This is a genomic window from Amycolatopsis sp. NPDC114504 (genome assembly GCF_055633595.1).
Genome location: NZ_JBVKDU010000005.1, coordinates 459,948 through 483,890 on the forward strand (window position 1 = coordinate 459,948; position 23,943 = coordinate 483,890).

19 protein-coding genes are annotated in these 23,943 nt (G+C 72.1%); 15 read left to right on the forward strand and 4 right to left on the reverse strand.

Translation table 11 applies throughout. The features are described from left to right. The first annotated feature begins 4 nt into the window (after nt 1-4). The 7 genes from ACZ7PG_RS38130 to ACZ7PG_RS38160 all read left to right on the forward strand — a co-directional run bounded on the left by ACZ7PG_RS38130 (nt 5) and on the right by ACZ7PG_RS38160 (nt 10,059). Nucleotides 5-4,288: a beta-ketoacyl synthase N-terminal-like domain-containing protein gene (locus ACZ7PG_RS38130; RefSeq protein ID WP_470244047.1), complete on the forward strand. Its 4,284-nt coding sequence runs from the start codon at nt 5-7 to the stop codon at nt 4,286-4,288. After that, nucleotides 4,285-4,590, forward strand: a complete 306-nt coding sequence (locus ACZ7PG_RS38135; protein ID WP_470244048.1) for an acyl carrier protein — start codon at nt 4,285-4,287, stop codon at nt 4,588-4,590. The genes ACZ7PG_RS38130 and ACZ7PG_RS38135 overlap by 4 nt, the downstream gene beginning before the upstream one ends. After that, on the forward strand, nt 4,587-5,393 hold the full coding sequence (locus ACZ7PG_RS38140; protein WP_470244049.1) for an alpha/beta fold hydrolase: 807 nt from the start codon (nt 4,587-4,589) through the stop codon (nt 5,391-5,393). The genes ACZ7PG_RS38135 and ACZ7PG_RS38140 overlap by 4 nt, the downstream gene beginning before the upstream one ends. Then, nucleotides 5,393-6,562, forward strand: coding sequence for a glycosyltransferase (locus ACZ7PG_RS38145; protein ID WP_470244050.1), 1,170 nt, complete (start codon nt 5,393-5,395; stop codon nt 6,560-6,562). The genes ACZ7PG_RS38140 and ACZ7PG_RS38145 overlap by 1 nt, the downstream gene beginning before the upstream one ends. Nucleotides 6,563-6,606: 44 nt before the next feature. Beyond that, entirely contained in the window at nt 6,607-7,062 is a 456-nt protein-coding gene (locus ACZ7PG_RS38150) for a GNAT family N-acetyltransferase (RefSeq protein WP_470244051.1), read from the forward strand. 39 nt (nt 7,063-7,101) lie between these two features. Continuing rightward, entirely contained in the window at nt 7,102-7,938 is an 837-nt protein-coding gene (locus ACZ7PG_RS38155) for an SDR family NAD(P)-dependent oxidoreductase (RefSeq protein WP_470244052.1), read from the forward strand. Nucleotides 7,939-8,019: 81 nt separating this feature from the next. Next, nucleotides 8,020-10,059, forward strand: coding sequence for a DHA2 family efflux MFS transporter permease subunit (locus ACZ7PG_RS38160; RefSeq protein ID WP_470244053.1), 2,040 nt, complete (start codon nt 8,020-8,022; stop codon nt 10,057-10,059). Nucleotides 10,060-10,067: 8 nt separating this feature from the next. Here the strand turns inward: ACZ7PG_RS38160 and ACZ7PG_RS38165 are convergent, their stop codons facing one another. Then, entirely contained in the window at nt 10,068-10,907 is an 840-nt protein-coding gene (locus ACZ7PG_RS38165) for a PHP domain-containing protein (protein WP_470244054.1), read from the reverse strand. Between the two features lie 41 nt (nt 10,908-10,948). On the opposite strand from ACZ7PG_RS38165, the gene ligD reads away from it, so the two are divergent. Together ligD and ACZ7PG_RS38175 are read left to right on the forward strand one after the other, a co-directional pair. After that, nucleotides 10,949-11,896, forward strand: a complete 948-nt coding sequence (gene ligD / locus ACZ7PG_RS38170; RefSeq protein WP_470244055.1) for a non-homologous end-joining DNA ligase — start codon at nt 10,949-10,951, stop codon at nt 11,894-11,896. A gap of 34 nt (nt 11,897-11,930) precedes the next feature. Next, nucleotides 11,931-12,347 carry a hypothetical protein gene (locus ACZ7PG_RS38175; protein WP_470244056.1) on the forward strand — a complete coding sequence of 139 codons (417 nt, stop codon included), beginning with the start codon at nt 11,931-11,933 and terminating at the stop codon, nt 12,345-12,347. Here ACZ7PG_RS38175 and ACZ7PG_RS38180 read toward each other — a convergent pair. Continuing rightward, nucleotides 12,278-13,474: a thiolase family protein gene (locus tag ACZ7PG_RS38180; protein WP_470244057.1), complete on the reverse strand. Its 1,197-nt coding sequence runs from the start codon at nt 13,472-13,474 to the stop codon at nt 12,278-12,280. The two genes, ACZ7PG_RS38175 and ACZ7PG_RS38180, sit on opposite strands and share 70 nt — an antisense overlap. Before the next feature lie 131 nt (nt 13,475-13,605). Here ACZ7PG_RS38180 and ACZ7PG_RS38185 point away from each other — a divergent pair, with 131 nt between their 5' ends. From ACZ7PG_RS38185 to ACZ7PG_RS38195, 3 genes are all read left to right on the forward strand, one after another. Continuing rightward, on the forward strand, nt 13,606-14,043 hold the full coding sequence (locus tag ACZ7PG_RS38185) for a winged helix-turn-helix transcriptional regulator (RefSeq protein ID WP_470244058.1): 438 nt from the start codon (nt 13,606-13,608) through the stop codon (nt 14,041-14,043). Nucleotides 14,044-14,340: 297 nt separating this feature from the next. After that, a complete protein-coding gene (locus ACZ7PG_RS38190) occupies nt 14,341-17,928 on the forward strand; it encodes a discoidin domain-containing protein (RefSeq protein WP_470244059.1) in 3,588 nt (1,195 codons plus the stop codon). A 71-nt stretch (nt 17,929-17,999) separates the two neighbouring features. Beyond that, nucleotides 18,000-18,779 carry an SDR family oxidoreductase gene (locus tag ACZ7PG_RS38195; protein ID WP_470244060.1) on the forward strand — a complete coding sequence of 260 codons (780 nt, stop codon included), beginning with the start codon at nt 18,000-18,002 and terminating at the stop codon, nt 18,777-18,779. 49 nt (nt 18,780-18,828) lie between these two features. On the opposite strand, the gene ACZ7PG_RS38200 is transcribed toward ACZ7PG_RS38195, so the two are convergent. Then, complete coding sequence (locus tag ACZ7PG_RS38200) at nt 18,829-19,059, reverse strand: hypothetical protein (protein ID WP_470244061.1); 231 nt, start codon at nt 19,057-19,059, stop codon at nt 18,829-18,831. 73 nt (nt 19,060-19,132) lie between these two features. Further along, nucleotides 19,133-19,744 carry a TetR/AcrR family transcriptional regulator gene (locus ACZ7PG_RS38205; RefSeq protein WP_470244062.1) on the reverse strand — a complete coding sequence of 204 codons (612 nt, stop codon included), beginning with the start codon at nt 19,742-19,744 and terminating at the stop codon, nt 19,133-19,135. A 111-nt stretch (nt 19,745-19,855) separates the two neighbouring features. Here ACZ7PG_RS38205 and ACZ7PG_RS38210 point away from each other — a divergent pair, with 111 nt between their 5' ends. From ACZ7PG_RS38210 to ACZ7PG_RS38220, 3 genes are all read left to right on the forward strand, one after another. Then, entirely contained in the window at nt 19,856-21,076 is a 1,221-nt protein-coding gene (locus ACZ7PG_RS38210) for a lipase family protein (protein ID WP_470244063.1), read from the forward strand. A 113-nt stretch (nt 21,077-21,189) separates the two neighbouring features. Continuing rightward, nucleotides 21,190-23,499: a glycosyl hydrolase family 95 catalytic domain-containing protein gene (locus ACZ7PG_RS38215; protein ID WP_470244064.1), complete on the forward strand. Its 2,310-nt coding sequence runs from the start codon at nt 21,190-21,192 to the stop codon at nt 23,497-23,499. Nucleotides 23,500-23,559: 60 nt separating this feature from the next. After that, on the forward strand, nt 23,560-23,928 hold the full coding sequence (locus ACZ7PG_RS38220) for a DoxX family protein (RefSeq protein ID WP_470244065.1): 369 nt from the start codon (nt 23,560-23,562) through the stop codon (nt 23,926-23,928). Nucleotides 23,929-23,943 lie beyond the last annotated feature (15 nt).

Consider the following 23,943-nt stretch of genomic DNA (forward strand, 5'->3'; position numbering starts at 1 on the left):
GGACATGCGCGTGGCGATCGTGGGGATGTCGGTGCTGCTGCCCGGCGCCCCCGACCTCGCGGCGTACTGGCGCAACCTCGCCGGCGGCGTCGACGCGATCACCGAGGTGCCGCCGGAGAAGTGGGACGTCGTCCACTACGCGCCGGACGAGCGCCGCGCCGACCGGGTCTACTGCCGGCGCGGCGGGTTCGTCGACGAACTGGCCGAAGTGGACGTCACCGGGTTCGGGATCATGCCGAACTCCGTGTCCGCCACCGAACCCGACCAGCTGATCGCGCTGCGGGTCGCGGCGCAGGCCATCGCGGACGCGGGCGGGCCCGGCCGGCTCCCTGCGGACCGGGCGAAAGTCGGCGTCGTCCTCGGGCGCGGCGGCTACCTGACGCCCGGGCTGGTCCGGCTCGACCAGCGCGTCCGGACCGCGAGCCAGCTCGTCCGCACGCTCGGCGAGCTGCTGCCCGATCTCGACGAAGAGCGGCTCGACGCCGTCCGCCAGGCCTTCACCGACCAGCTCGGCCCGGAAGCCCCCGAGTCCGCGATCGGGCTCGTGCCCAACCTCGCCGCGTCGCGGCTGGCCAACCGCCTCGACCTCCGCGGTCCCGCGTACACCGTGGACGCCGCCTGCGCGTCCTCGCTGATCGCCGTCGACCACGCCGTGCGGGAGCTCGCCACCGGCCGCTGCGACGTCGTGCTGGCCGGCGGCGTCCACCACTGCCACGACATCACGTTCTGGAGCGTGTTCACCCAGCTCGGCGCGCTGTCGCCGTCCGAGCGCATCCGGCCGTTCCACCGCGACGCCGACGGCGTGCTGATCGGCGAGGGCACCGGCGTCGTCGTGCTCAAGCGCCTGGCCGACGCCGAACGGGACGGCGACCGCGTCTACGCCGTGATCAGCGGCACCGGCGTCGCCTCCGACGGCCGCACCGCGAGCCTGGCCAACCCGGACTCCGGCGGCCAGGTCCGGGCGGTGCGCCAGGCGTGGGCGGCCGCGGGCCTGGACCCGGCCGCGCCGGACTCGATCGGGCTCCTGGAAGCGCACGGAACCGCGACCCCGGCCGGCGACGCGGCCGAGCTCGCGACCCTCGCGGAGGTCTTCGGCAGCGCGGGCGCCGCGGTGCTCGGCTCGGTCAAGTCGATGATCGGGCACACGATGCCCGCCGCCGGGATCGCCGGCCTGGTCAAGGCCGCGCTGGCCGTGCACCACGGCGTCCTGCTGCCCACCCTGCACTGCGACGACCCGCACCCGATGCTCGCGAAGACCCGGTTCTCCACTTTGGACACCGCGCGCCCGTGGGACGCCGACGTGCGCCGGGCCGGGGTCAACGCGTTCGGGTTCGGCGGGATCAACGCCCACGTCGTCCTCGAACAGGCGCCCGGGCGCGTGACGCCGGTCGTCGTCCGGGAGCCCGAACGCGTGCTGCGGCTCGCGGCCCGGAGCGTCGACGAGCTGCGCGACCTGCTCGACCGCCCCGGATCGCGCGGGACGGGCGACGGTCCGGTCCGGCTGGGCATCGTCGACCCGACGGAGAAGCGGCTGGCACTGGCCCGCAAGGCGATCGCCCGCGGCCGGCCCTGGCGCGGCCGCAACGACGTCTGGTTCGCCGACCGCCCGCTGCTCGGGCCGGGCGGCGGCAAGGTCGCCTTCCTGTTCCCCGGCCTGGAGTCGGAACTGGCGCTCAACTGCGGTGACGTCGCCCGCCACTTCGGGCTGCCGTGGGACCACGACGACGTCGAGGTCGGCGACGTGGGCCGCCAGGGCGCCGCGGTGTTCGAACTGGGCCGCCTGCTGAACTCCGCGCTCGGCCGGCTGGGCGTCACCCCGGACGCCGTCGCCGGCCACAGCCTGGGGGAGTGGACGGCGATGGCCGTCGCCGGCCTGCACGCCGAAGCCGAGGTCGACGCGTTCCTCGCCGGGTTCGACCCGGACGCGCTCGTCGTCCCCGGCCTCGCCTTCGCCGCGATCGGCGCCCCCGCGCCCCGCGTGCTCGACGAGCTGGCGGGCCGCGACGACGTCGTGCTCTCCCACGACAACTCGCCGAACCAGGCCATGGTCTGCGGTCCGGCGGCGGCGGTCGACACGCTCGTGACGCGCTTCCGGGACGCCGGGATCGTGGCCCAGGTGCTGCCATTCCGGTCCGGGTTCCACACGCCGATGCTGCGGCCCTACCTCGACCCGATCCGTGAGGCCGCCGCCGGGTTCACCCTGCACCCGCCGACGCTGCCGATCTGGTCGGCGACCACGGTGGCGGAGTACCCGGTCGCCGAAGCGGACATCCGAGACCTGTTCGTGCGGCACCTCCTGGAACCGGTCCGGTTCCGGCCGCTGGTGCGCGCCCTGCACGCGGCCGGGTTCCGGGCGTTCGTGCAGGTCGGCGCGGGACAGCTCGGCTCACTGGTCGGCGACACCCTGCATGGCGAAGACCATCTCGTCGTGGCCGCGCACTCCGCGCACCGGCCCGGTCTGGCCCAGCTGCGGCGGGTCGCGACGGCGCTGTGGGCCGACGGCGCCGACATCGACTTCTCGCGGCTGCCCGGCGACCGCCCGGCCCCGCAGCGGGCCGTCAAGCTGGACCTCGGCGGCCGCCTGATCTCCCTCGACGACGAGGTCCGCGCGCGGATCGCGCTGCCGGCCACCCGTACGTCCACTGTGGACAGCCTGGCCGGCAAGGGGCCGCTCGCCGCCGAGTTCGCCGCGCTGCTCGCCGACACCGCCGAGCTGGCGTCCACCGTGCTCTCCGGCCGTTCTGCCCCGAAGAAGCAGCTCCCGCCGCCGAAGGACCTCGACACCACGCTCGCCGTGTCCATCGAGACCATGCCGTACCTGCTGGACCACTGCTTCTTCAAGCAGCCGGCCCAGGCCGACCCGGGTGACCGCTGGCCGGTCGTGCCCGCGACGACGGTCATTGACCACCTGATGGGCTTCGCCGAGCAGGCCGCGCCCGGCCGCCGCGCGGTCGCGGTGCACGACGTCCGGCTGACCAAGTGGATCACGGCCGTGCCGGCGGTCACCGTCGGCGTGCGCGTCCGGGCGCAGGGCCCCGGCCGCGTGCTCGCGGTCGTCGACGGGTACTCCCAGGCCACCGTCGAGCTCGCCCCGGCCTACCCGGCGGACGCGCCCGCGCCGTGGCGGTTCCCGGCGTCGGCGGAGCAGGTGCCGGAGACCACGGCGGCGCAGCTGTACGACGAACGCTGGATGTTCCACGGCCCGCTCTTCCAGGGCGTCAGCGAGCTGACCGCGGTCGGCGAACGGCACGTCCGCGCCGTGCTGACGACGCCGGCCGCGCCCGGCGCGCTGCTCGACAACGTCGGCCAGGTGCTCGGCTACTGGATCATGTCCCGGCTGGCCGAACGCACCACCGTCTTCCCGGTCGGCATGCGCGAGATCCGGTTCCACGGCCCGCGGCCGGCGCCGGGGGAGCGGCTCGAGTGCCTGGTCAAGATCACGGCGCTGACCGGCGAGTTCCTCGACGCCGACATGCAGCTCGTCCACGACGGACGGGTCTGGGCCGAGTTCACCGGCTGGCGCGACCGCCGGTTCGACAGCACCCCGCACATCCGCCAGGCCGACCGGACGCCGGAGCGTTCGACGCTGTCGCGGGAGCAGCCGGGCGGCTGGGCGCTGGTCCACGAGCAGTGGCCCGACCTGGCGACCCGCGAGCTGATCATGCGCAACTACCTCGCCGGCGCCGAGCGCGACGCCTACGACCAGCGGCCGCCGCGCGGACGGCGCCAGTGGCTGCTCGGCCGGATCGCGGCGAAGGACGCCGTCCGCCAGTTCCTCTGGGCCGGCGGCGAACCCGAGATGTTCCCGGCGGAGCTGCGCATCGGCAACGACGACGCGGGCCGTCCCCACGCGACCGGAGCGTACGGCCGTGAGCTGCCCCCGCTGACGGTTTCCCTCGCCCACCGCGGCGAAGTCGGCGTGGCGATCGCCCGCAATGGACCTTGCGGCATCGACGTCGAAGAGGTCGCCCCGCGCGCGGAGTCCACTGTGGACGCCGCACTCGGTGACGGCGAGCAGGCCCTGTTCGCCGGCCTGACCGGCGACCCGGAACGCTGGTTCGCCCGGTTCTGGACCGCCAAGGAAGCCGTGGCGAAGCTGCTCGGCACCGGCCTGCGCGGCGAGCCCCGGAACTTCGAAGTCGTCGCCGCGGCGGCGGACGCGCTCACCGTGCGCGCCGCCGGAACCGACCACGCCGTGCACTGCGCCGACGTCGACAGTCTGCCCGGCGCGCCACCGCGCCACTACGTCGTCGCCTGGACCGAAGAGATGAAGGAGACCGCGGAATGAGCATCGAGACCACGGCAACGGACGAGTCGACCGTGCTCGCGCGGCTCAGCGGGATGCTGCAGGAGCTGCTGGAGGAGTACGGCCTCGACGACGCCGAGATCACCATGGACACCACGTTCCACGACGACCTCGAGCTGGAGAGCGTCGACCTGGTGGCCCTGTCCGGGCAGCTGCGCGAGCACTACGGCGAGCGCGTCAACTTCGCGACGTTCATCGCCGAGCGCGACCTCGAGGAGATCATCGCGCTGACCGTCGGCGAGCTCGTCCGCTACATCGTCGCCTCCCTGCGGGCGACGGCGTGAGCAAGATCCGTGCCGGTGAGCTGGACGTGCACGTCCAGCGACTCTCCCCGGACGTCCCGCTCGACGGCGACGCGCCGATCGTCGTGTGCGTCCACGGGCTGCTCACCGACAGTCTCGCCAGCTACTACTTCACCCTCGGCCCGGCGTTCGCCGAACGCGGGCTCGACGTGCTGATGTACGACCTGCGCGGGCACGGCCGCACGACGCGCCCGGCGTCCGGCTACCACCTCGAGGAGTTCGTCGGCGACCTCGTCGCGGTCCTCGACGCGAGCGGGGTCACGCGGCCGGTGCACGTCGTCGGCAACTCGTTCGGCGCGTCCGTGGCCTTCGGGCTGGCCGCCGCCCGGCCCGACCGGGTCGCCAGCGTCATCGTGATCGAAGGCGAACCGCCGACCGAAGAGTGGGCGCGGCACATGGCCGACGGGCTCGCCGACGCCAAGACCCGGCTCGCGATCGACGAGGTGATCGGCTGGATCGCCGACAACCACGGCGCGCACACCGCGCGGCTGTCGAAGGCGGCGAACAAGATCCTCCAGACCACCACGATCGCCGAGGACATCCCGCGCAGCGCGACCATCGCCGCCGACCTCTCGGCCGTGCGCTGCCCGGTGTTCGCGATCTTCGGCGGCGACTCGGGCCTCGCCGAGCAGGTGCCGCACTTCGAGTCGCACCTCGACCCCTGCCGCTGCGTCGTGCTGCCCGACCAGGGCCACTCGGTGCTGGTCGAGCGGACCGCCGAGACGATCGACCTGATCTTCGACTGGGTCCGCGACACCTCGCGCGTCCCGCTGCGGGTGCGGTAGTGGCCCGGTTCCTGTTCGTCGTCCCGCCGCTGGTCGGGCACATCAACCCGGCCGCCGGCGTCGCGGCCGAACTCGCCGCGCGCGGCCACGAAGTCGCCTGGGCCGGGCACGACGAGCTGCTGTGGCAGCTGGCCGGCCCGGACGCGCTCGTCTTCTCCTGCGCCCTGCCGGCCGGGGCCCCCGCGCGCCCGGCCGGGCTGAAGGGACCGGCCGCGCTGCGGTTCCTCTGGGAGGACTTCCTCGTCCCGCTGGCCGACGCGATGGCCCCGGGCGTCGCCGCGGCGATCGACGCGTTCGCGCCGCACGTCGTCGTCGCCGACCAGCAGGCACTGGCCGGCGGCCTGCTGGCCGAGGCACGCGGCCTGCCGTGGGTCACCTCGGCGACGACGTCCGCCGAGCTGATCGACCCCCTTTCCGGCATGCCGAAGGTCGCCGAGTGGGTCGGCTCGCTCGTCGACGGCCTGCGGACGCGGATCGCCGACGGCCGCGGTTCGGCGGACCCGCGGTTCTCCCCGCACGGCGTGCTGGCGTTCACCACCCGCGAGCTGCTGGGCGCGACCGCGCTCCCGCCGCGGGTGCGGCTCGTCGGACCGGCACTGGGTTCCCGTCCGTCCACAACGGACTTCCCGTGGGAGTGGCTCGACCCGCTCCGGCCGACCGTGCTGGTTTCCTTGGGCACGGCCAACACCGAAGCGGGGGCGAGCTTCCTCGCGACCGCGGCGGAGGCGTTCGCCGGGATGGAGGCGCGGGCGATCGTCGTCGACCCCGGCGAGGTGCTGGGACCGGTGCCACCGAACGTCCTGGTGCGCCCGCGGGTCCCGCAGCTGCCGCTGCTGCCCCGGGTGGACGCGGTGCTGTGCCACGCGGGGCACAACACGGTGTGCGAGGCGTTGTGGCACGGCATTCCCTTGGTGGTGGCCCCGATCCGCGACGACCAGCCGATCGTGGCGGCCCAGGTGGTGGCCGCGGGCGCGGGCATCCGGCTGCGGTTCGGCCGGGCCGGCGCGGACCGCATCGCCGCGGCGGTCGAGGAGGTCCTGACCGAGCCGTCGTACCGGCGGGCGGCGGAAACCGTCGCGACGTCGTTCCACGCGGCGGGCGGAAGTGCCGCCGCGGCAGGCCATTTGGAACAGCTCGCCCTGGAAAGCCTGGCCCATTTGAAGCTCTGAAGTCGGCATTTACTTCGAAAAAACACGCGGTTACGGTCGAAGACATGACTGTTTCCGTGTGTACCGTCCAAGACGTTCCGGAACTGGTGAAGTCGGCGGAGGCGTTGTTCGCCGAAGACGCGGGGAGCCACGACCCGCTCATGGACCTCGGCTGGCCGGCCCGGGAAGGCGCGGCCTACTACGGCGACCTGGTCACGGATCCGGCCTGCCTGTGCCTGCTCGCCCCGGCCGGGGCCGGCCACCTGATCGGGCGGATGCTGCCGGCCAGCTCGCTGCGTCCCGGCGGGGTGCGGGCCGCGCTGGAGAGCATGCGGGTCGCGGCCGACCGGCGTCGCGAAGGGGTGGGCGAGGAACTCGTGTCCGCGTTCGTGGAGTGGGCGCGCGAGCGCGGGGCGAACGAACTGGTCGTGCAGGCGTACGCGGGCAACGAAGGCGGGATCGCGTTCTACCGGGCGCAGGGCTTCCGGCCGTTCGAAATGCGGCTGTCGCGTCCGGCCTGAGTGCTGCGGTCCGGACCTTTCCCGGTCCACACTGGGACCATGGGAATCCTGGACAGCCGGGCCGTGGTCATCACCGGGGCCGGCCGCGGCCTGGGGCGGGCCTTCGCGCGGCACGCGGCCGGCAGCGGTGCCGCGGTCGTCGTCAACGACGTCGACGCGGCCCCGGCGCACGAGACCGTCGCCGCCATCGAAGCGGACGGCGGCACGGCCGTCGTGAGCGTCGGCTCGGTGGCCGACCCGGTGTACGCGCGAGAGCTGATCACCTTGTGCCGCACCCGGTTCGGCCGGCTCGACGGACTGGTGAACAACGCCGCGATCGGCTACCACGCCCGGCCGTGGGAGGACGACGACGCCGAGCGGACCCGCGCACTGGTCGAGACCAACGTGCTCGGCCCGCTGCACTGCGGCACGGCGGCGGCCAAGGTGATGGTTGCCCAGGGCAACGGTGTCATCGTCAACGTGACCTCGGGGTCCATGATCGGGCAGCGCGGCGCCGCCGCGTACTCGGCGTCGAAGGGCGCGGTGGCGTCGATGACGTACTCGTGGGCGGCCGACCTGGCCAAACGCGGCATCCGCGTCAACGCCGTCAGCCCGATCGCCTGGACCCGGCTGATGGCCGCCGACCCGCACGGGAACCCGGACGCGCACCCGCCGGAACGGGTGGCGCCGCTGGTGACGTACCTGCTCAGCGACCTCTCCGCCGGGATCACCGGGCAGGTGCTGCGGCTGGCGGACGGCCACCTGCATGCCGTGCGCCAGCCCGCGATCATCCGGCCGGTGCTGCACCAGGACGTCTGGACGGTCGAGGAGATCGCCGCGGCGGTCGAGGGCGAGCTCGTCCTCGAGTCACCGCCGCCGGATCGCTGGACCCTCTGACCGGCCCGGACCACCGGAACGGGTGGCTATCCACAGTGGACTACGCGCACTAGCCTCGGAGGCCGAGCGAGGAGGGTGCGGATGACGGCCACCGCGGAGGTCGCCCACCAGCCGGGGCCCGCCCCGCTGAGCAAGGGGCGGGTCAACGCCGTGTTCGGCGCCGTGCTGCTCGGGATGCTGCTGGCCGCGCTGGACCAGACCATCGTCGGCACCGCGCTGCCCACCATCGTCGGGGACCTCGGCGGTGCCGGGCACCTGTCCTGGGTGGTCACGTCCTACCTGCTGGCCGAGACGATCATGACCGTCGTCGTCGGCAAGCTCGGCGACCTGTTCGGCCGCAAGCTGATGTTCCAGCTGTCGGTGGTCGTGTTCGGCATCGGCTCGTTCTGCGCCGGCTTCGCCGACAGCATGACCTGGCTGATCATCTGGCGCGCCGTGCAGGGGCTGGGCGGCGGCGGGCTGATGGTCACCTCGACCGCGCTCATCGCCGACGTCGTCCCGCTGCGCGAGCGCGGCAAGTACCAGGGCGTCCTCGGCTCGGTGTTCGGCGTGGTGACCGTCGCCGGCCCGATGCTCGGCGGGTTCTTCGTCGACCACCTGTCGTGGCGGTGGGCGTTCTACGTCAACATCCCGCTGGTCATCGTGGTGCTGGTGGTCGCGTCCTCGGCGATGCCGAACGCCCGCGCGGCGATCAAGCCGGTGATCGACTACGCCGGGATCTTGCTCATCGGCCTCGCCGCGACGGGTCTGACGCTCGTCACGAGCTGGGGCGGCACGCAGTACGCGTGGGGCTCGCCGACGATCATCGGGATGGCGATCGGCTCGGTGGTGCTGCTCGGGGCGTTCGTCTTCGTGGAGCTCAGAGCCGCGGAACCGATGCTGCCGATGCGGCTGTTCCGGAACCCGGTGTTCACCGTCGGCGGGATCATGAGCTTCGTCGTCGGCTTCGCGATGCTGGGCGCTTTGTCCTACCTGCCGACGTACATGCAGTACGTCCAGGGCACGTCGGCGACGTCGTCCGGGGTCCGGCTGCTGCCGATGGTGCTGGCGCTGCTCGTCGCGTCGATCGCCGCGGGCAACGCGGTGAGCAAGAGCGGGCGCTACAAGATCTTCCCGCTGGTCGGCGCGGCCGGGATGACGATCGGGCTCTACCTGCTCTCGCGGCTCGACACCGACACCGGGTTCTGGGAGGCGTCGGCGTACATGGCGGTGCTCGGCCTCGGGATCGGGCTCGGCATGCAGGTGCTGACCATCGCCGTGCAGAACACCGTGGACTACGCCGATCTCGGCGTCGCCACCTCGGGCGTGACGTTCCTGCGGTCGATCGGCAGCTCGTTCGGCGCGGCGATCTTCGGGACGGTGTACGCCAACCAGCTGACGCCGAACCTGGCCGCGGCGGCGGCCGCGCACCCGTTGCCGCCGGGCGTCGACCCGCGGGCGATCCAGGTGCCCACCGCCCTGCACGCGCTCCCGGACGCCGTGTCCGCGCCGGTGATCCAGGCCTACAGTGATTCCCTGCACGTGGTGTTCCTCGCCGCGGCGCCGGTCGGACTGGTCGCGTTCGTCCTCGCGTTCTTCCTGAAGGAGGTCCCGCTGCGCGACACGGCGCGGGCGGCGGCACCGGACCTCGGTGACGGCTTCGCGATGCCGGAGGCCCGCACGGACGACCGCGAGCTGGAACGCGCCGTCGCGACGCTGTTCTTCCGCGAGCGCCGCGAGGTGGCCCCGGCGATCGTCGAACGGGCCGGGTCGGACCTCGACGAGGGCGGGATCTGGTGCCTGCTGCAGGTCCACCTGCGCCGGCGCCGCGGCGAGCCGGCGACGCTCAAGGCGATCGGCGAGTACTTCGGCGTGCCGGCGTCGGTGCTGGAACCGGCGTTCAACCGGCTGGAGCTGACCGGTCACCTGCGTTATGCCCGTGACCACTGGGAGCTGACCGACGCCGGCCGTACCGAGTTCGGCAAGGTGGTCGGCGCGTGGCACGACTGGCTCGCGGACCGGCTCGGCGACTGGGGCACGGGCAACCGGGCCGAACTGGACGCGGCGATCGGCCGGGTCGCCGCGAGGTTGCTGGACCAGAGCGCGGAGGTCCGGACCCACGGGCGGCACGCCCTGGCCTGACCCGCGGGTCAGCGGCGCCAGAAGTCGTGGGGTGTGCGGCCCGGCCGGAAGCCGCAGCCCTCGACCATGGCCGCCGCGTCGGCGAAGCCGTGGCCGACCAGTCCCGGCTCGTGGGCGTCGCTGCCGAACGCGACCGCGTCGCCGCCGGCCTCGAACCACCAGCGGACCACCTCGCCCGGCAGCGGCACCTTCGTGTTGACCTCCAGGGCCCGGCCGCTCGAGGCCAGCGCGCGCAGCACCGTCCGGAACTCCTCCTCGAAGTCCGCCGCGGCGAACGGCGGTCCCTTGCCCGGCCACGAGCGCAGCGCGTAGTCGATGTGCGCGAGGACCGCGAAGTCGGCCGTCGACTCGACCAGCCCGAGCACCTCGGCCAGGTACGCCCGCAGGAGCTCGCCGGGCGGCCGTCCCGAGATGACGGTGATCTCGTGGTGGTGGTGCCCGTCGCCGGGCAGGGAGTGGACCGAGCCGAGCACCCGGTCGAAGTCGTGGGCCGCGAGCAGCGCGTCGGCGCGGGGGCGATGCCAGTGCGGCTCGCTCAGCTCCACCCCGGACAGGATCCGCAGCGACGGGAACCGCAGCCGGCACTCGTCGACGCACGCCAGGTACCCCGCGACGTCCAGATCCGGCGGCTCGAGGACGCCGTCCGCGCGCAGCCGCACCCGGAAGTGGTCCGGGAGCAGCGGCCGGACCGGCTCCGGGATCAGCCACGGGGTCAGGTCCGCGTGCTCGGTGAAGGCGACCGACGGCAGTCCCAGCTCCAGCGCCCGTTCGCACGAACCGGTCATCGAGCCGGTGACCGTGTCCCACGACCATTCGGTGTGGACGTGACCGTCCGGCGGCAGGCTCATGATTCCCACCGTAACGCCGGAGTTGGGCTAGCGTCTGGGGCATGGCACAGAAGTCGGCGGCGGTGGAGCTCGAGGTCGGCCCGCACACGGTGCGGATCTCGAACCCGGACCGGGTGTACTTCCCGGCCCGCGGCGAGACGAAGCTCGACCTGGTCAACTACTACCTTTCCGTGGGCGACGGCATCGTCAACGCCCTGCGCGAGCGGCCGTGCATGCTGCACCGCTTCCCGTCCGGCGTGGCGGGGGAGAAGGTCCACCAGAAGCGCGTCCCGAACGGCGCGCCGCCGTGGCTGGAAACCGTCCGGGTGACTTTCCCGCGCTACAACCGGCACGCCGACGAGCTGTGCGTCACCGAGCTGGCGCACGTCGCGTGGGCGGTGCAGATGTCCACAGTGGAGTTCCACCCGTGGAACTCCCGCCGCGCCGACACCGAGAAGCCGGACGAGTGGCGCATCGACCTCGACCCGATGCCCGACTGCGGCTACGACCGCGTCCGGCGGGTCGCGCACGTCGCGCACGAGATCCTCGACGAGCTCGGCGCGGTCGGCTGGCCCAAGACGTCCGGCGGCCGCGGCCTGCACATCTACGTCCGGATCGAGCCGAACTGGGGCTTCAAGGACGTCCGGCGCGCGGCGCTGGCCTTCGCGCACGAGGTGGAACGCCGGGCCCCGGACGACGTCACGACGACCTGGTGGCGCAAGGACCGCGACCCGCGGCTGCTGTTCGTCGACTACAACCAGAACGCCCGCGACCACACCGTCGCCAGTGCCTACTCGGTGCGCGGCAACCCGGAAGGCACGGTGTCGGCGCCGATCCGCTGGGACGAGATCGACGCCGCCGAGCCCGGCGACTTCACCATCGCCACCGTTCCGGCCCGCTTCGCCGAGCTGGGCGACCTCCACGCCGGCATCGACGACGCCGTCTTCTCCCTCGACCCGCTGCTGGAGTGGGCCGACCGCGACGGCGTCGAGGAACCGCCCGAAGACTGACGTATTTCCGGGCGGGTTCGCGGATCTGCCCGAGGTGAAGATCGTGCTGTCCGGTTTGGACGCGGCCGCGTGGAGCGTGGTCGCGTTGCAGGTGGTCCTCGAACGCGCGGGCCACGAGGTGTGCGTGGCGGCCGAAGCGCTCGAGGCGTGCCGCCGGGAGCGGCCGGACTGCTTGGTGCTGTCCACGACCCAGGGCGCTTCGGGGCTCGACGTGCTCCGCCGCGTGCGTGCCGACCCGGCGTTGACCGGGCTGCCCGTGGTGCTCGGCGGCCGGCTGGACCGCCCGCGCGCGGACCTGCTCGCGTCCGGCTACGACGAGGTCTTCCCGGTCGCCGCCGCGGATCCCGGGGGAGCCGTGGCGGCGCTGCGGGAGTACCTCGGTCAGTCCAAGCGCTCGATGATGGTCGCGTTGGCGAGGCCGCCCGCCTCGCACATCGTCTGCAGGCCGTAGCGGCCGCCGGTCTGCTCCAGCACCGACAGCAGCGTCGTCGCCAGCCGCGCGCCGCTGCCGCCGAGCGGGTGGCCGAGGGCGATCGCGCCGCCGTTGACGTTGACCTTCGCCAGGTCGGCGCCGATCTCGGCCTGCCAGGCGAGCACGACGCTCGCGAAGGCCTCGTTGACCTCGAAGGCGTCGATGTCTCCCACCGAAAGCCCGGCCCGGGCCAGTACCTTGCGGGTCGCCGGGATGACGCCGGTCAGCATGTACAGCGGGTCGTCGCCCACGACGGCGAAACTGTGGATCCGGGCCCGCGGCCGCAGTCCGAGCGCCTTCGCCGTCTCGCTGCTGGTGATCATCAGCGCGGCGGCGCCGTCGTTGATCGGCGACGAGTTGCCCGCGGTGACGTGCCAGCCGAGGTCCGGGAACCGCTGCTCCCAGACGTCGGCGCGGAACGCCGGCTTCAACCCGGCGAGGATCTCCGGGGTGGTGCCCGGCCGGACCGTCTCGTCGGTCGTGACGTCGACGAGCACGCCGTCGGGCCCGGGCGCCTTGAGCGGCGCGACCTCGCCGGCGAACTTCCCGTCGGCCCACGCCTTCGCGGCCCGCTGGTGGCTCTCGGCGGAGAACTCGTCGAGCTGCGCCCGCGTGAAGCCCCACTTCGCGGCGATCAGCTCCGCGCTGATGCCCTGCGGGACCAGGCCGTCCGGGTAGCGCGCGGCGACCTGCGGGCCGAACGGGTCGCGCCCGGCCACCTGGCTGCCCATCGGCACCCGGCTCATCGACTCGACCCCGGAGGCGATGACGACGTCGTACGCGCCGGCGATGACGCCCTGCGCGCCGAAGTGGACGGCCTGCTGGCTGCTGCCGCACTGCCGGTCGACGGTCACCGCCGGCACCGACTCCGGCAGGCCCGCGGCCAGCGCGGCCCAGCGGGCGGTGTTCATGCTCTGCTCGCCGATCTGGCCGACCGCGCCGCTGATGACGTCGTCGATCCGGGCCGGGTCGACGCCGGTGCGCTCGACGAGCGAGCGCAGGGCGTGGGCGTGCAGGTCGACCGGGTGCACCCCGGCGAGTGTTCCGTTCGGCTTGCCCTTGCCGATCGGGGTCCGTACCGCGTCGACGATCACCGCGTCCGTCATGGCGTCTGCCTCCTCGCAGATCGGGGATACGTTCGGTATACGCCGGGTGAGTTGGATACCACAACTGACCTGTTCGGCACGTCACAGGAGGTTGACGTGCTAGGTTGGATTTTCAACCCCATGGAGGTGGCATGGTCCGGCGTGGTCGCGAATGCTCGGTCGCCGAGGCGCTCGAGGTCGTCGGCGAACGCTGGAGCCTGCTCGCGCTGCGGGAGATCATGCTGGGGGAGCGGCGCTTCAACCAGATCGCCGAGAACACCGGGGCCAGTCGCGACATCCTCGCCGCGCGGCTGCGCAAGCTCGTCGACGCGGGTGTGCTCGAGAAGGTCCAGTACGAGGCTCACCCGCCGCGCCACGAGTACTACCCGACCGAAGCCGGCCGCGCGCTGCAGCCGATCCTGCTCGGCCTGATGGCCTGGGGCGACAAGTACGTCCACCAGGGCGAACCGCCGACGCTGTGGCGCCACGCCTGCGGCGAGGTGCTGGAACCGGCGACCGTCTGCGCCCACTGCGGCGACCCGGTCAACACGCCGGGAACCCACGCGATCCGGCTGGGTGCCGTGCACTGACCTCGTTCTCCGAAAAGGCCTCTTCGCATCCCCCGCGAGGAGGCCTTTTCGACGTTTGGGCGTTGACTTGAGACCGCCGTCACGGTAACTCTTGAACGAATCAGTGCAAGAACCTGACAGCCGAGCGAGAAATCGCGGCAGGCGTCAGGAAGATCCCGCCCAGCCCTCGACGAAGAGGTGCCCATGACGGCTGTTCCGTGCTGCCCGCGTGCGCCCCCGGACCCGGTCCGCGCGTGTCCCGTTCCCCGGTTGTGCCGTCCCGACGCGTCTCCCTCCTCCCCGGATCAGAGGAAACCCATGAGAACGAAGCGACTTCTGTCGCGTGCGGCGACCTACGCCGCCCTGTCCCTCCTGCTGGCCACCCCCGCCGTGGCCGCGAGCGGCGCCCCGGCCGCCACGCCCGCTCCCACCGGTGTCGCTGTTGAGGCGGCTGCCGCGACCTACACCGCGAGCAGCCAGCTCGCCGGCTACCCCGTCTCGAACGTCGGCGACGGCAACCAGGCCTCCTACTGGGAGAGCGCGAACAACCAGTTCCCGCAGTGGGTCCAGGCCGACCTCGGCGCGGCCACGAACGTCGCCCAGCTCGTGCTCAAGCTGCCGGCCGGCTGGGAGGCCCGCACCGAGACCTTCAACGTGCAGGGCAGCACGAACGGCACCACCTTCAGCGACCTCAAGGCCTCGGCGGGCTACCGGTTCGACCCCGCCACCGGCAACACCGTGACCGTCGACGTCACCGGGAACACCCGGTACGTCCGGCTGAACGTCAGCGCCAACACCGGCTGGCCCGCCGCGCAGCTGTCGGAGTTCGAAGTGCACGGCCCGGCCGGCGGGGACACCCAGCCGCCGTCCGCGCCCGCCAACCTCGCCTACACGCAGCCGGCGAGCGGCCAGATCCGGCTCACCTGGTCGGCGTCCACCGACAACACCGGCGTCGCCGGCTACGACGTCTACGCCAACGGCCAGCTCCGCGGCAGCGTCGCCGGCACCGTCCTGACCTACACCGACAGCCAGCCGGACGGCACGACCGTCGCCTACTACGTCCGCGCTCGCGACGCGGCCGGCAACCAGTCGGGTACCAGCAACACCGTGACGCGCACCGGCACTCAGGCCGGCACGAACCTCGCGGTGGGCAAGCCGATCACGGCGTCCTCGACGGAGTTCACCTTCGTCGCGGCCAACGCCAACGACAACTCGACCAGCACCTACTGGGAGGGCGGCGGCGGGACGTATCCGAACCTCCTGACCGTCGCGCTCGGCTCCAATGCCGACCTGAACCAGGTCGTCGTGAAGCTCAACCCGGACGCGTCCTGGGGCCCGCGGACCCAGACGATCGCCGTCGAAGGCCGTGACCAGAGCGGGACCGCGTTCACCACGCTGTCCGCCGCGCAGACCTACAGCTTCAACCCGTCGTCCGGCAACACCGTGACGATCCCGCTGAGCGGCCGGGCCGCCGACGTCCGGCTGCGCGTCACCGCCAACTCCGGTGCCGGCGGCGGGCAGGCCGCGGAGTTCCAGGTCTTCGGCGTCCCCGCGCCGAACCCCGACTTGACGGTCTCGGGCGTGTCCTGGTCGCCGCAGAACCCCGTCGAAACCGACGCGATCACGGCGTCGGCGACCGTCCGCAACGCCGGGACGGCGGACTCGGGCGCGACGAACGTCAACCTCTACCTGGGGACGACGAAGGTCGGCACCGCGAACGTCGGGGCGCTGGCCGCCGGCGCGTCGGCGACGGTGTCGGCGAACATCGGCACCCGGGACGCGGGCAGCTACCAGCTGACGGCCAAGGTCGACGAGGCCAACGCCGTCATCGAGCAGAACGAGGCCAACAACTCCTACACCGCGTCGACGGCGCTGGTCGTCAGCCCGGTGCAGAGCTCCGACCTCGTCGCGGCCACGGCGTGGTCGCCGAACAACCCGTCCGCGGGCAACACGGTCACGTTCAGCACGACCCTGCGCAACCAGGGCACGGTCGCTTCGGCGGGTGGTGCCCACGGCGTCACGGTGACGATCGCCGACCAGAACGGCACCGTCGTCAAGACGCTGAGCGGGACGTACACCGGCGCCATCGCCGCCGGAGCCACCGCTTCGCCGGTGAACGTCGGCACCTGGACCGCGGCCAACGGCCGGTACACCGTCAAGACGGTCGTCGCGAACGACGCCAACGAGCTCCCGGTGAAGCAGGCCAACAACACCAGCACGCAGGCGCTGTTCGTCGGCCGGGGCGCGAACATGCCCTACGACATGTACGAGGCCGAGGACGGCGTCGTCGCCGGCGGCGCGTCGGTGGTCGGGCCGAACCGCACGATCGGTGACCTCGCGGGCGAGGCGTCGGGCCGCAAGGCCGTGACGCTGAACTCGACCGGCTCGTCGGTGGAGTTCACGACCCGCGCGTCGACCAACACCCTGGTCACCCGGTTCTCCATCCCGGACTCCGCGGGCGGCGGCGGGCAGAACTCGACGCTGAACGTCTACGTCGACGGCACGTTCCTCAAGGCCATCGACCTGACCTCGCACTACGCGTGGCTCTACGGCGCCGAAACCGGTCCGGGCAACTCGCCGGGCGCCGGGCCGCGCCACATCTACGACGAGGCCAGTGCGATGCTCGGCACCACCGTGCCCGCCGGGCACAAGATCAAGCTGCAGAAGGACGCGGCCAACAGCACGAACTACGCGATCGACTTCGTGAACTTCGAGCAGGCCACCGCGACCGCGAACCCGGACCCGGCGCACTTCGCGGTCCCGGCCGGGTTCTCGCAGCAGGACGTGCAGGCCGCGCTCGACAAGGTCCGGCAGGACACGACGCTCACCGGCGTCTACCTGCCGGCCGGGAACTACGCGTTGTCGAGCAAGCTGAACGTCTACGGCAAGGCCGTCACGGTCACCGGCGCCGGGCCGTGGTTCACGAAGTTCTCCGCGCCTTCGGGTCAGGAGAACACCGATATCGGCATCGACGTGCAGGCGACCGCGAACGGCTCGACGATCAGCGGGTTCGCGGTGTTCGGGAACTACACCTCCCGCATCGACGGCCCCGGCAAGGTGTTCAACCTGGCGAACGTCGCCAACCTGACGATCGACAACATCTGGGTGGAGCACCAGGTGGTCATGGTCTGGGGCACCAACGTGGACAACACCACGATCAAGAACTCCCGGATCCGCGACACCTTCGCCGACGGGATCAACCTCACGAACGGGAGCACCGGCAACCACGTCACCAACGTCGAGGCCCGGTCCACCGGGGACGACAGCTTCGCGCTGTTCGCCGCCACGGACATCAACCAGGGCAACCAGTACGACAACGTGTTCGAGAATCTGACTTCGCTCACTCCGTGGCGCGCGGCCGGGCTGGCGGTCTACGGCGGGTACAACAACACCTTCCGCAACCTCTACATCGCGGACACGCTGACGTACTCGGCGATCACGATCAGCTCCCTCGACTTCGGCTACCCGTTCCTCGGGTTCGGGCCGCAGCAGACGACGGTCCAGAACGCCTCGCTCGTCCGGGACGGTGGCCACTTCTGGGGCCAGCAGACGTTCCCGGCGATCTGGTTGTTCTCGGCGTCGAAGGAGTTCCGCGGCATCCGGGTGTCCGACGTGGACATCCAGAGCCCGACCTACAGCGGCATCATGTTCCAGACCAACTACGTCGGCGGGCAACCGCAGAACACGGTCCAGGACACGGTGCTGACGAACGTGTCGATCACCGGCGCCCACCGCAGCGGTGACCAGTTCGACGCCAAGTCCGGGATCGGGATCTGGGCCAACGAGCTGCCGGAACCGGGTCAGGGCCCGGCCGTCGGGTCGGCGACGTTCACCGGGCTCACGCTGAGCGACAACGACCAGGACATCCGCAACACGACGTCCACCTTCACGATCAACCGCAACTGACGCTCGGGCCACCTTGCGGGTGCGTGTCACCCGTAAGGTGGCCTGGACGGCTTCACGGCGGGAGGCGGCTCGTGCGGATCCTGGTCACCGGTGGCACCGGACAGCTCGGCAGACCGATCGTGGACCGCCTGCGCGCGGCGGGGGAGGAGGTCCGCGTGCTGAGCCGGCGGCCCGCACCCGGCGTCGTCCCCGGCGACCTGCGGACCGGCCGCGGCATCGACAGCGCGGTGGCGGGGGTGGACGTCGTCGTCCACTGCGCCACCGACTTCTTCGGCCGGGAGACGGACTTCGCGCGCACACTCGCCGAGGCGGCGCGCTGGGCGGGCGGCCCGCACCTGGTGTACGTCTCGATCGTCGGCGTCGACCGGGTCCCGCTCGGCTACTACCGGAGCAAGCTCGAGACCGAGGAGTTCATCGCCGCGTCCGGGCTGCCGTACACGATCCAGCGGGCAACGCAGTTCCACGCACTGGTCCGGACGCTGTTCGCCGGCGCGTCCCGGTTGCCGGTCCTGCCTGTGCCGCGGCTTTCGTTCCAGCCGGTGGACGTCCGGGACGTCGCCGGGCGCCTCGCCGACCTCGCGCTGGGTGAGCCGGCGGGGCGGGTGGACGACTTCGGCGGTCCGGAGATCATCGCGGCGGCAGAGTTGGCCCAGGCGGTCGCGGAGGCGAGCGGCCGGCGACGGAAGATCGTGCCGGTGAGCGTGCCGGGCGAGACGTTCCGCGCGTACGCCGGCGGCGGCCACCTGGCACCGGACCACCGCGACGGGACGATCACGTTCGGGCAGTACCTGGCCGGCCAGGCTGACGCGGGCGTGCTGCGCTACCGGAACCGTCACTCGACGGGGATGTAGTCACCACCGAGCTGAGCGGAGGCGAGACCGGGGTGCTTGGACGCACCGGTCAGGAACCGTCCAGGGGAGAGGCGAGCACGACCTTCGCCCCGCCGTTCCCGCGCAGAAGAGCTCCCTGTCTCAGGTTGTCGAGGAACTCGATGATGTCGCGTTCGATCTCGTCGGCGAAGTCGTGCTGCTCATCCCGCGCGATGTCGTAGGTAGCGCGCTTGCCGTCACCGGATCCCGCTCCTCGAAGTCGAGCAGGCGTCGCGGCTCGACGGCGACGGTCGTCTGCCACCTCGACCAGGCGACCGCCGCCGTCCACGTGGTGGTCGCCTGGAACTCGAGGAGCCGACCGCCCACTCCGGATGTCATGGCTTCTCGCCGCGGGGCGTGACCAGCAGCTTGAGCACGTCACTGAACAGCGTCGGCGGAACCGCCGCCGGATCGACGCCGCGTTCGACAGCCAAGCCGTTGGACAGCGCCAGCACCACCACCGCCAGGTGCTCCGGTGCCAGCGGAAGGTCGACCCCGTGCAACGCGGCGGCCTTGCTGATCGCGGCGGTGACCGCCTCCCGCAGGCGGGCGCGGCGCTCGGCCAGTCCGGTGTGGACGGTCGGGTTGCGCATCGCCAAGCCCCAGTACTCCAGGAGCAGCCGGTGCCAGGTGGCGTCGGCGTCGATGCCCGACAGGAGGCGTGCGCCGGCTTCGGTGGTGGCTTCGTCGAGGTCGGCCAGGTCGGTGAACGCCGTTGTCGCGCGGTCCATCCGCTCGACCAGGTGCTCCTCCATGATCGTCAGCACGAGGTCGTCGCGGCCGGTGAAGTTCGAGTAGACGGCGCCCTTCGTCAGGCCCGCTTCGGCGGCGATGTCGTTGAGCGACGTCGCCGCGATGCCCTGGCGGGCGAACACCGCGGTGGCGGCGTCGATGATCCGCCGCCGGGTCTCGGCGCGGCTCGGGCGGCGGCGCTGCGGGCCGGTCATGGGGCGCAACGGTACAACCTCGCCCGCGCGGAGCTGATTCGTTGACCGTGATCGGCGTCACGTGGTAATTCCTTCACCCGATACCGGTCGGTATCGAAACCGGGAGGTCCCGTGCTCACTGTCAACGCCGACACACGCCGAACCCTCGTCGCCGCCGTCGTCCTGGCCGCCGCGGCGCTCACCGCACCCGCCGCTTCCGCCGCGACGCCCGCCGGGCTGCCGCCGAACCCCGCCGCGGATCCCTTCTACGCCCAGCCTTCGCCGTTCCCGGACGTCGCCCCGGGCGCGGTCCTCGACTCGCGCCCGATCACGATCCGGGCGCTCGCCCTGCCCGTCCCGATCCGCGCGTGGCAGGTCAAGTACCGCTCGTCGGACACCCGGGGCGCCGCGATCGCCGACGTCGCGACGATCATGCAGCCGCTTTCGCCACCGAAGGGACCGCGGACGCTGGTCTCCTACCAGACCGCGCAGGACGGGCTCAGCCTCGACTGCGCGCCGTCGTACGTGCTGGCCACCGGGACCGCGCTGCCCGCCGAGGAACTGGCGCTCGTGGTGCCGCTGCTCGCCGCCGGCCACACCGTCGTGACCGCCGACTACGAGGGCCCGCAGTCCGAGTGGACCGCGGGCCTGAACACCGCGCACGGCGTCATCGACGGCATCCGCGCGGCCCAGTCCTTCGCGCCCGCCGGCCTGGCCGGGGCGGCGACGCCGACCGCGCTGATGGGCTACTCGGGCGGCGCGCTGGCCAGCCAGTGGGCGAACGAGGTGCAGCCGTCGTACGCGCCGGAGCTGACGTTCGCCGGGGTCGCCGCGGGCGGCGTGCCGGCCGACATCGAGTACGTCGCGCGCCGGATCGACGGCGGGCCGCTCTCGGGCGTCTACATCGGCGCCGCCGTCGGGCTCAGCCGGGCCTACCCCGAGATCGACACGGCCACGCTGCTGAACGACCGCGGGAAGCGGGCCTTCGCCGAGGTCGGGAAGCAGTGCATCAGCCAGTTCAGCGTCACGCAGGCGTTCCGGCGGATGGCGGACTACACGACCGTCCCGCAGCTGCTCGACGTCCCCGCGGTCCGGCAGGTGATCGCGCAGAACGTGATGGGCACCCGGAAACCGGGCTCACCGACGTACTTCTACCAGGGCATCTTCGACGAACTGGCGCTCACGCCGCCGGTCGACGCGCTCGTGCGGAAGTACTGCGCGGAGGGCGTGACGATCCAGTACGACCGGATCCCGATCGGCGACCACGTGACGGTCGCGGTCCAGGGCGCGCCCGGCGCGCTGGCCTACGTCCACGACCGGCTGGCCGGGAAGCCCGCGCCGCGGAACTGCTGATGTCTCGTATGTAATCGGATTAATTACGAAGAATCTTGACCTCGGATCCGGATAGGTCATATGTTTGGCGGGCTGCACGCCGGTCCCCGCCTTCAACGCCGAACGGATCCGACATGTCGAACCCTTCCCTCCCGCCCTCGCGCCGCACCTTCCTCAAGCTCGGTGGCGCGGTCGGCGCCGGGATCGCCCTGAGTGGCGTTCCTCCTTTCACTGCAAGCGCGGACGTCGTCCGCCCGGCTGACGCGGAGCTGGTTCCCGACAGCCGGGCGACGACGCTGTGGTACCCGGCTCCCGCCGCCGAGGACAAGATCATCGAGCAGGGCCTGCCGATCGGCAATGGTCGGATCGGTGCCCTCGTCGGCGGCGACCCGGCCGCCGACTTCCTCTACCTCGCCGACGCGTCACTGTGGACCGGCGGCGCCAACGACGTCCTCGAGGACGACGGTCAGTTCCCGTACGAGCGCGAGAAGTTCGGCACCCTCGGCCTGCTGGCGAAGGTGCGGATCTCCGTCCCCGCGCACACCGGCGTGACGGACTACCGCCGCACGCTCGACCTGAGCAACGGCGTCGTCCTGATCACCTATCGGCACCAAGGCGTCCGGTACCGCCGCGAGTACTACGCGAGCCACCCCGACGACGTCGTGGTGATCCGGCTCAGCGGCGGGCCCATGACCGGCTCGGTCTCGTTGGAGCCCACCCGGGGCGAGACCATGGCCGGGACCACGGCGTTCACCGGCACCTTCGCCAACGGCCTGAAGTACGCGTGCACGGTGGCCGGCGGCGTGACCTTCAGCGGGAGCCGCGAGGTCGTCATCGTCGTCAGCGGCGGCACGAACTACGTGCCCGACGCGGCCCGGAAGTTCCTCGACGCGTCGCTCGACCCCCTGGCGCTCGCGAAGCAGAAGGCGTCGAAGGCGCTGCGGGCCGGGGGAGCGGCGCTGCTGGCCACGCACGCCGCCGACTACCGGCGGCTCTACGACCGGATGACCGTCGACCTGGGACAGTCGCCGCCGGCGAAGCGGGCGCTGGACTCGTGGGCGCGGCTGCTGGCCCGCCACGACGACCCCGCCACGCCGGATCCGGAGCTCGAGGCGAGCTACCTGCAGTTCGGCCGGTACCTGACGATCACCGGCTCGCGCGACGGGCTGCCGATGGGCCTGCAAGGGCTGTGGCAGAACAACAACACGCCCGACTGGATGAGCGACTACCACACCGACATCAACCTCCAGATGAACTACTGGCTGGCCGACCGCGCGGCGCTGCCCGGGAGCTTCACCGCACTGGCCGACTACTGCCTGGCGCAGCTTCCCGTGTGGACGGACAACACGAAACGCCTGTTCAACGATCCGCGCAACCGGTTCCGGAACACCAGCGGCAAGATCGGCGGCTGGGCGATCGCGTTCTCGACGAACATCTACGGCGGCTCCGGCTGGTGGTGGCACCCCGCCGGCAACGCGTGGCTGTGCAACTCACTCTGGGACCACTACGCGTTCACCCAGGACAAGGCGTACCTCGCGCGGATCTACCCCCTGCTCAAGGGCGCGGCCGAGTTCTGGGAGGCGCGGCTGGTCCCGATGACGGTCGACGGCCGCGAGGTGCTCGTCGACGACCACGACTGGTCGCCCGAGCACGGCCCGCAGGACACCCGCGGAAACACCTACTCGCAGGAGATCGTCTGGGATCTCTTCGCGCACTACCGCGAAGCCGTCGCGGTCCTCGGCCGGGACCGCGCGTACGGCGACCGGATCGCCGGGCTGCAGAAGAAGCTGTACCTGCCGAAGGTGAGCCCGACGACCGGCTGGCTCGAGGAGTGGATGTCGCCGGACAACCTCGGCGAGACGACCCACCGGCACCTGTCCCCGCTGATCGGCTTCTTCCCGGGCGACCGGATCGCGACCGACACCGCGCCGGGCGAGCTGCTGGACGGGATCCGCGAGCTGCTGGTCGCACGCGGGATGGACAGCTTCGGCTGGGCGTGCGCGTGGCGGTCGGCGTGCTGGGCGCGGCTCAAGGACGCCGACAAGGCCTACCAGCTGCTGCTCACCGTCATGCGGCCGTCGGTCGCCAACGGCAACGGGACCGCGCCGAACTTCTTCGACATGTACAGCCAGGGCAGCTACACGATCTTCCAGATCGACGCCAACCTCGGCGCGCCGGCGGCGATGGTCGAGATGCTCGTCTACTCGCGGCCGGGGGTGCTGGAGCTGCTGCCGGCGCTGCCCTCGGCGTGGGCCCGGTCGGGCCGGGTGACCGGGATCGGCGCGCGCGGCGGGTTCGAGGTCGACCTGTCCTGGCGCGACGGGAAGGTGACGCGGGCGGTGGTCCGGAGCGTCGGCGGGACCCGGACGGAGGTGCGCGCGGGGAAGTGGCGTCGCACGATCTCGCTGCGGCCCGGGCAGTCGGTCACGGTCCAGCCAAGTTGAGGTGTAGCCTCCGGAAACTGATGCAGTGTTCAATCAGTTTCCTCGGACCGGAGGTTCACCGTGAACGTCGTCCTGTGGGTCGTGGCGGGTCTGCTCGCCGCGCTGTACCTCGCCGCCGGCGGCATGAAGCTCGCGACGCCGCGGGAGAAGCTGCTCGAGAACCCGAACATGGGCTGGACGGCGGACTTCTCCGACGCGGGCGTGAAGGCCATCGGCGCCGTCGAGATCCTCGGCGCGCTCGGGCTGATCCTGCCGCAGGCCTTGGACATCGCGCCGGTGCTCACCCCGCTGGCCGCCACCGGGCTGGCGGTGATCCAGATCGGTGCGATCATCGTGCACGCACGGCGCAAGGAGACCAAGGCGCTGCCGATGAACGTCGTGCTGCTGGTGCTGGCGGCGTTCGTCGCGATCGGCCGGTTCGCCGGCTGACGAGTTCGGAGGACC

Bases quoted from the DNA above. Each gene is read 5' to 3' on its own strand.
- ACZ7PG_RS38130 (WP_470244047.1), top strand. From the start codon at position 5: ATGCGCGTGGCGATCGTGGGGATGTCGGTGCTGCTGCCCGGCGCCCCC.
- ACZ7PG_RS38135 (WP_470244048.1), top strand. From the start codon at position 4,285: ATGAGCATCGAGACCACGGCAACGGACGAGTCGACCGTGCTCGCGCGG.
- ACZ7PG_RS38150 (WP_470244051.1), top strand. From the start codon at position 6,607: ATGACTGTTTCCGTGTGTACCGTCCAAGACGTTCCGGAACTGGTGAAG.
- ACZ7PG_RS38155 (WP_470244052.1), top strand. From the start codon at position 7,102: ATGGGAATCCTGGACAGCCGGGCCGTGGTCATCACCGGGGCCGGCCGC.
- ACZ7PG_RS38160 (WP_470244053.1), top strand. From the start codon at position 8,020: ATGACGGCCACCGCGGAGGTCGCCCACCAGCCGGGGCCCGCCCCGCTG.
- ACZ7PG_RS38165 (WP_470244054.1), bottom strand. From the start codon at position 10,907: ATGAGCCTGCCGCCGGACGGTCACGTCCACACCGAATGGTCGTGGGAC.
- ligD (WP_470244055.1), top strand. From the start codon at position 10,949: ATGGCACAGAAGTCGGCGGCGGTGGAGCTCGAGGTCGGCCCGCACACG.
- ACZ7PG_RS38180 (WP_470244057.1), bottom strand. From the start codon at position 13,474: ATGACGGACGCGGTGATCGTCGACGCGGTACGGACCCCGATCGGCAAG.
- ACZ7PG_RS38185 (WP_470244058.1), top strand. From the start codon at position 13,606: ATGGTCCGGCGTGGTCGCGAATGCTCGGTCGCCGAGGCGCTCGAGGTC.
- ACZ7PG_RS38190 (WP_470244059.1), top strand. From the start codon at position 14,341: ATGAGAACGAAGCGACTTCTGTCGCGTGCGGCGACCTACGCCGCCCTG.
- ACZ7PG_RS38205 (WP_470244062.1), bottom strand. From the start codon at position 19,744: ATGACCGGCCCGCAGCGCCGCCGCCCGAGCCGCGCCGAGACCCGGCGG.
- ACZ7PG_RS38215 (WP_470244064.1), top strand. From the start codon at position 21,190: ATGTCGAACCCTTCCCTCCCGCCCTCGCGCCGCACCTTCCTCAAGCTC.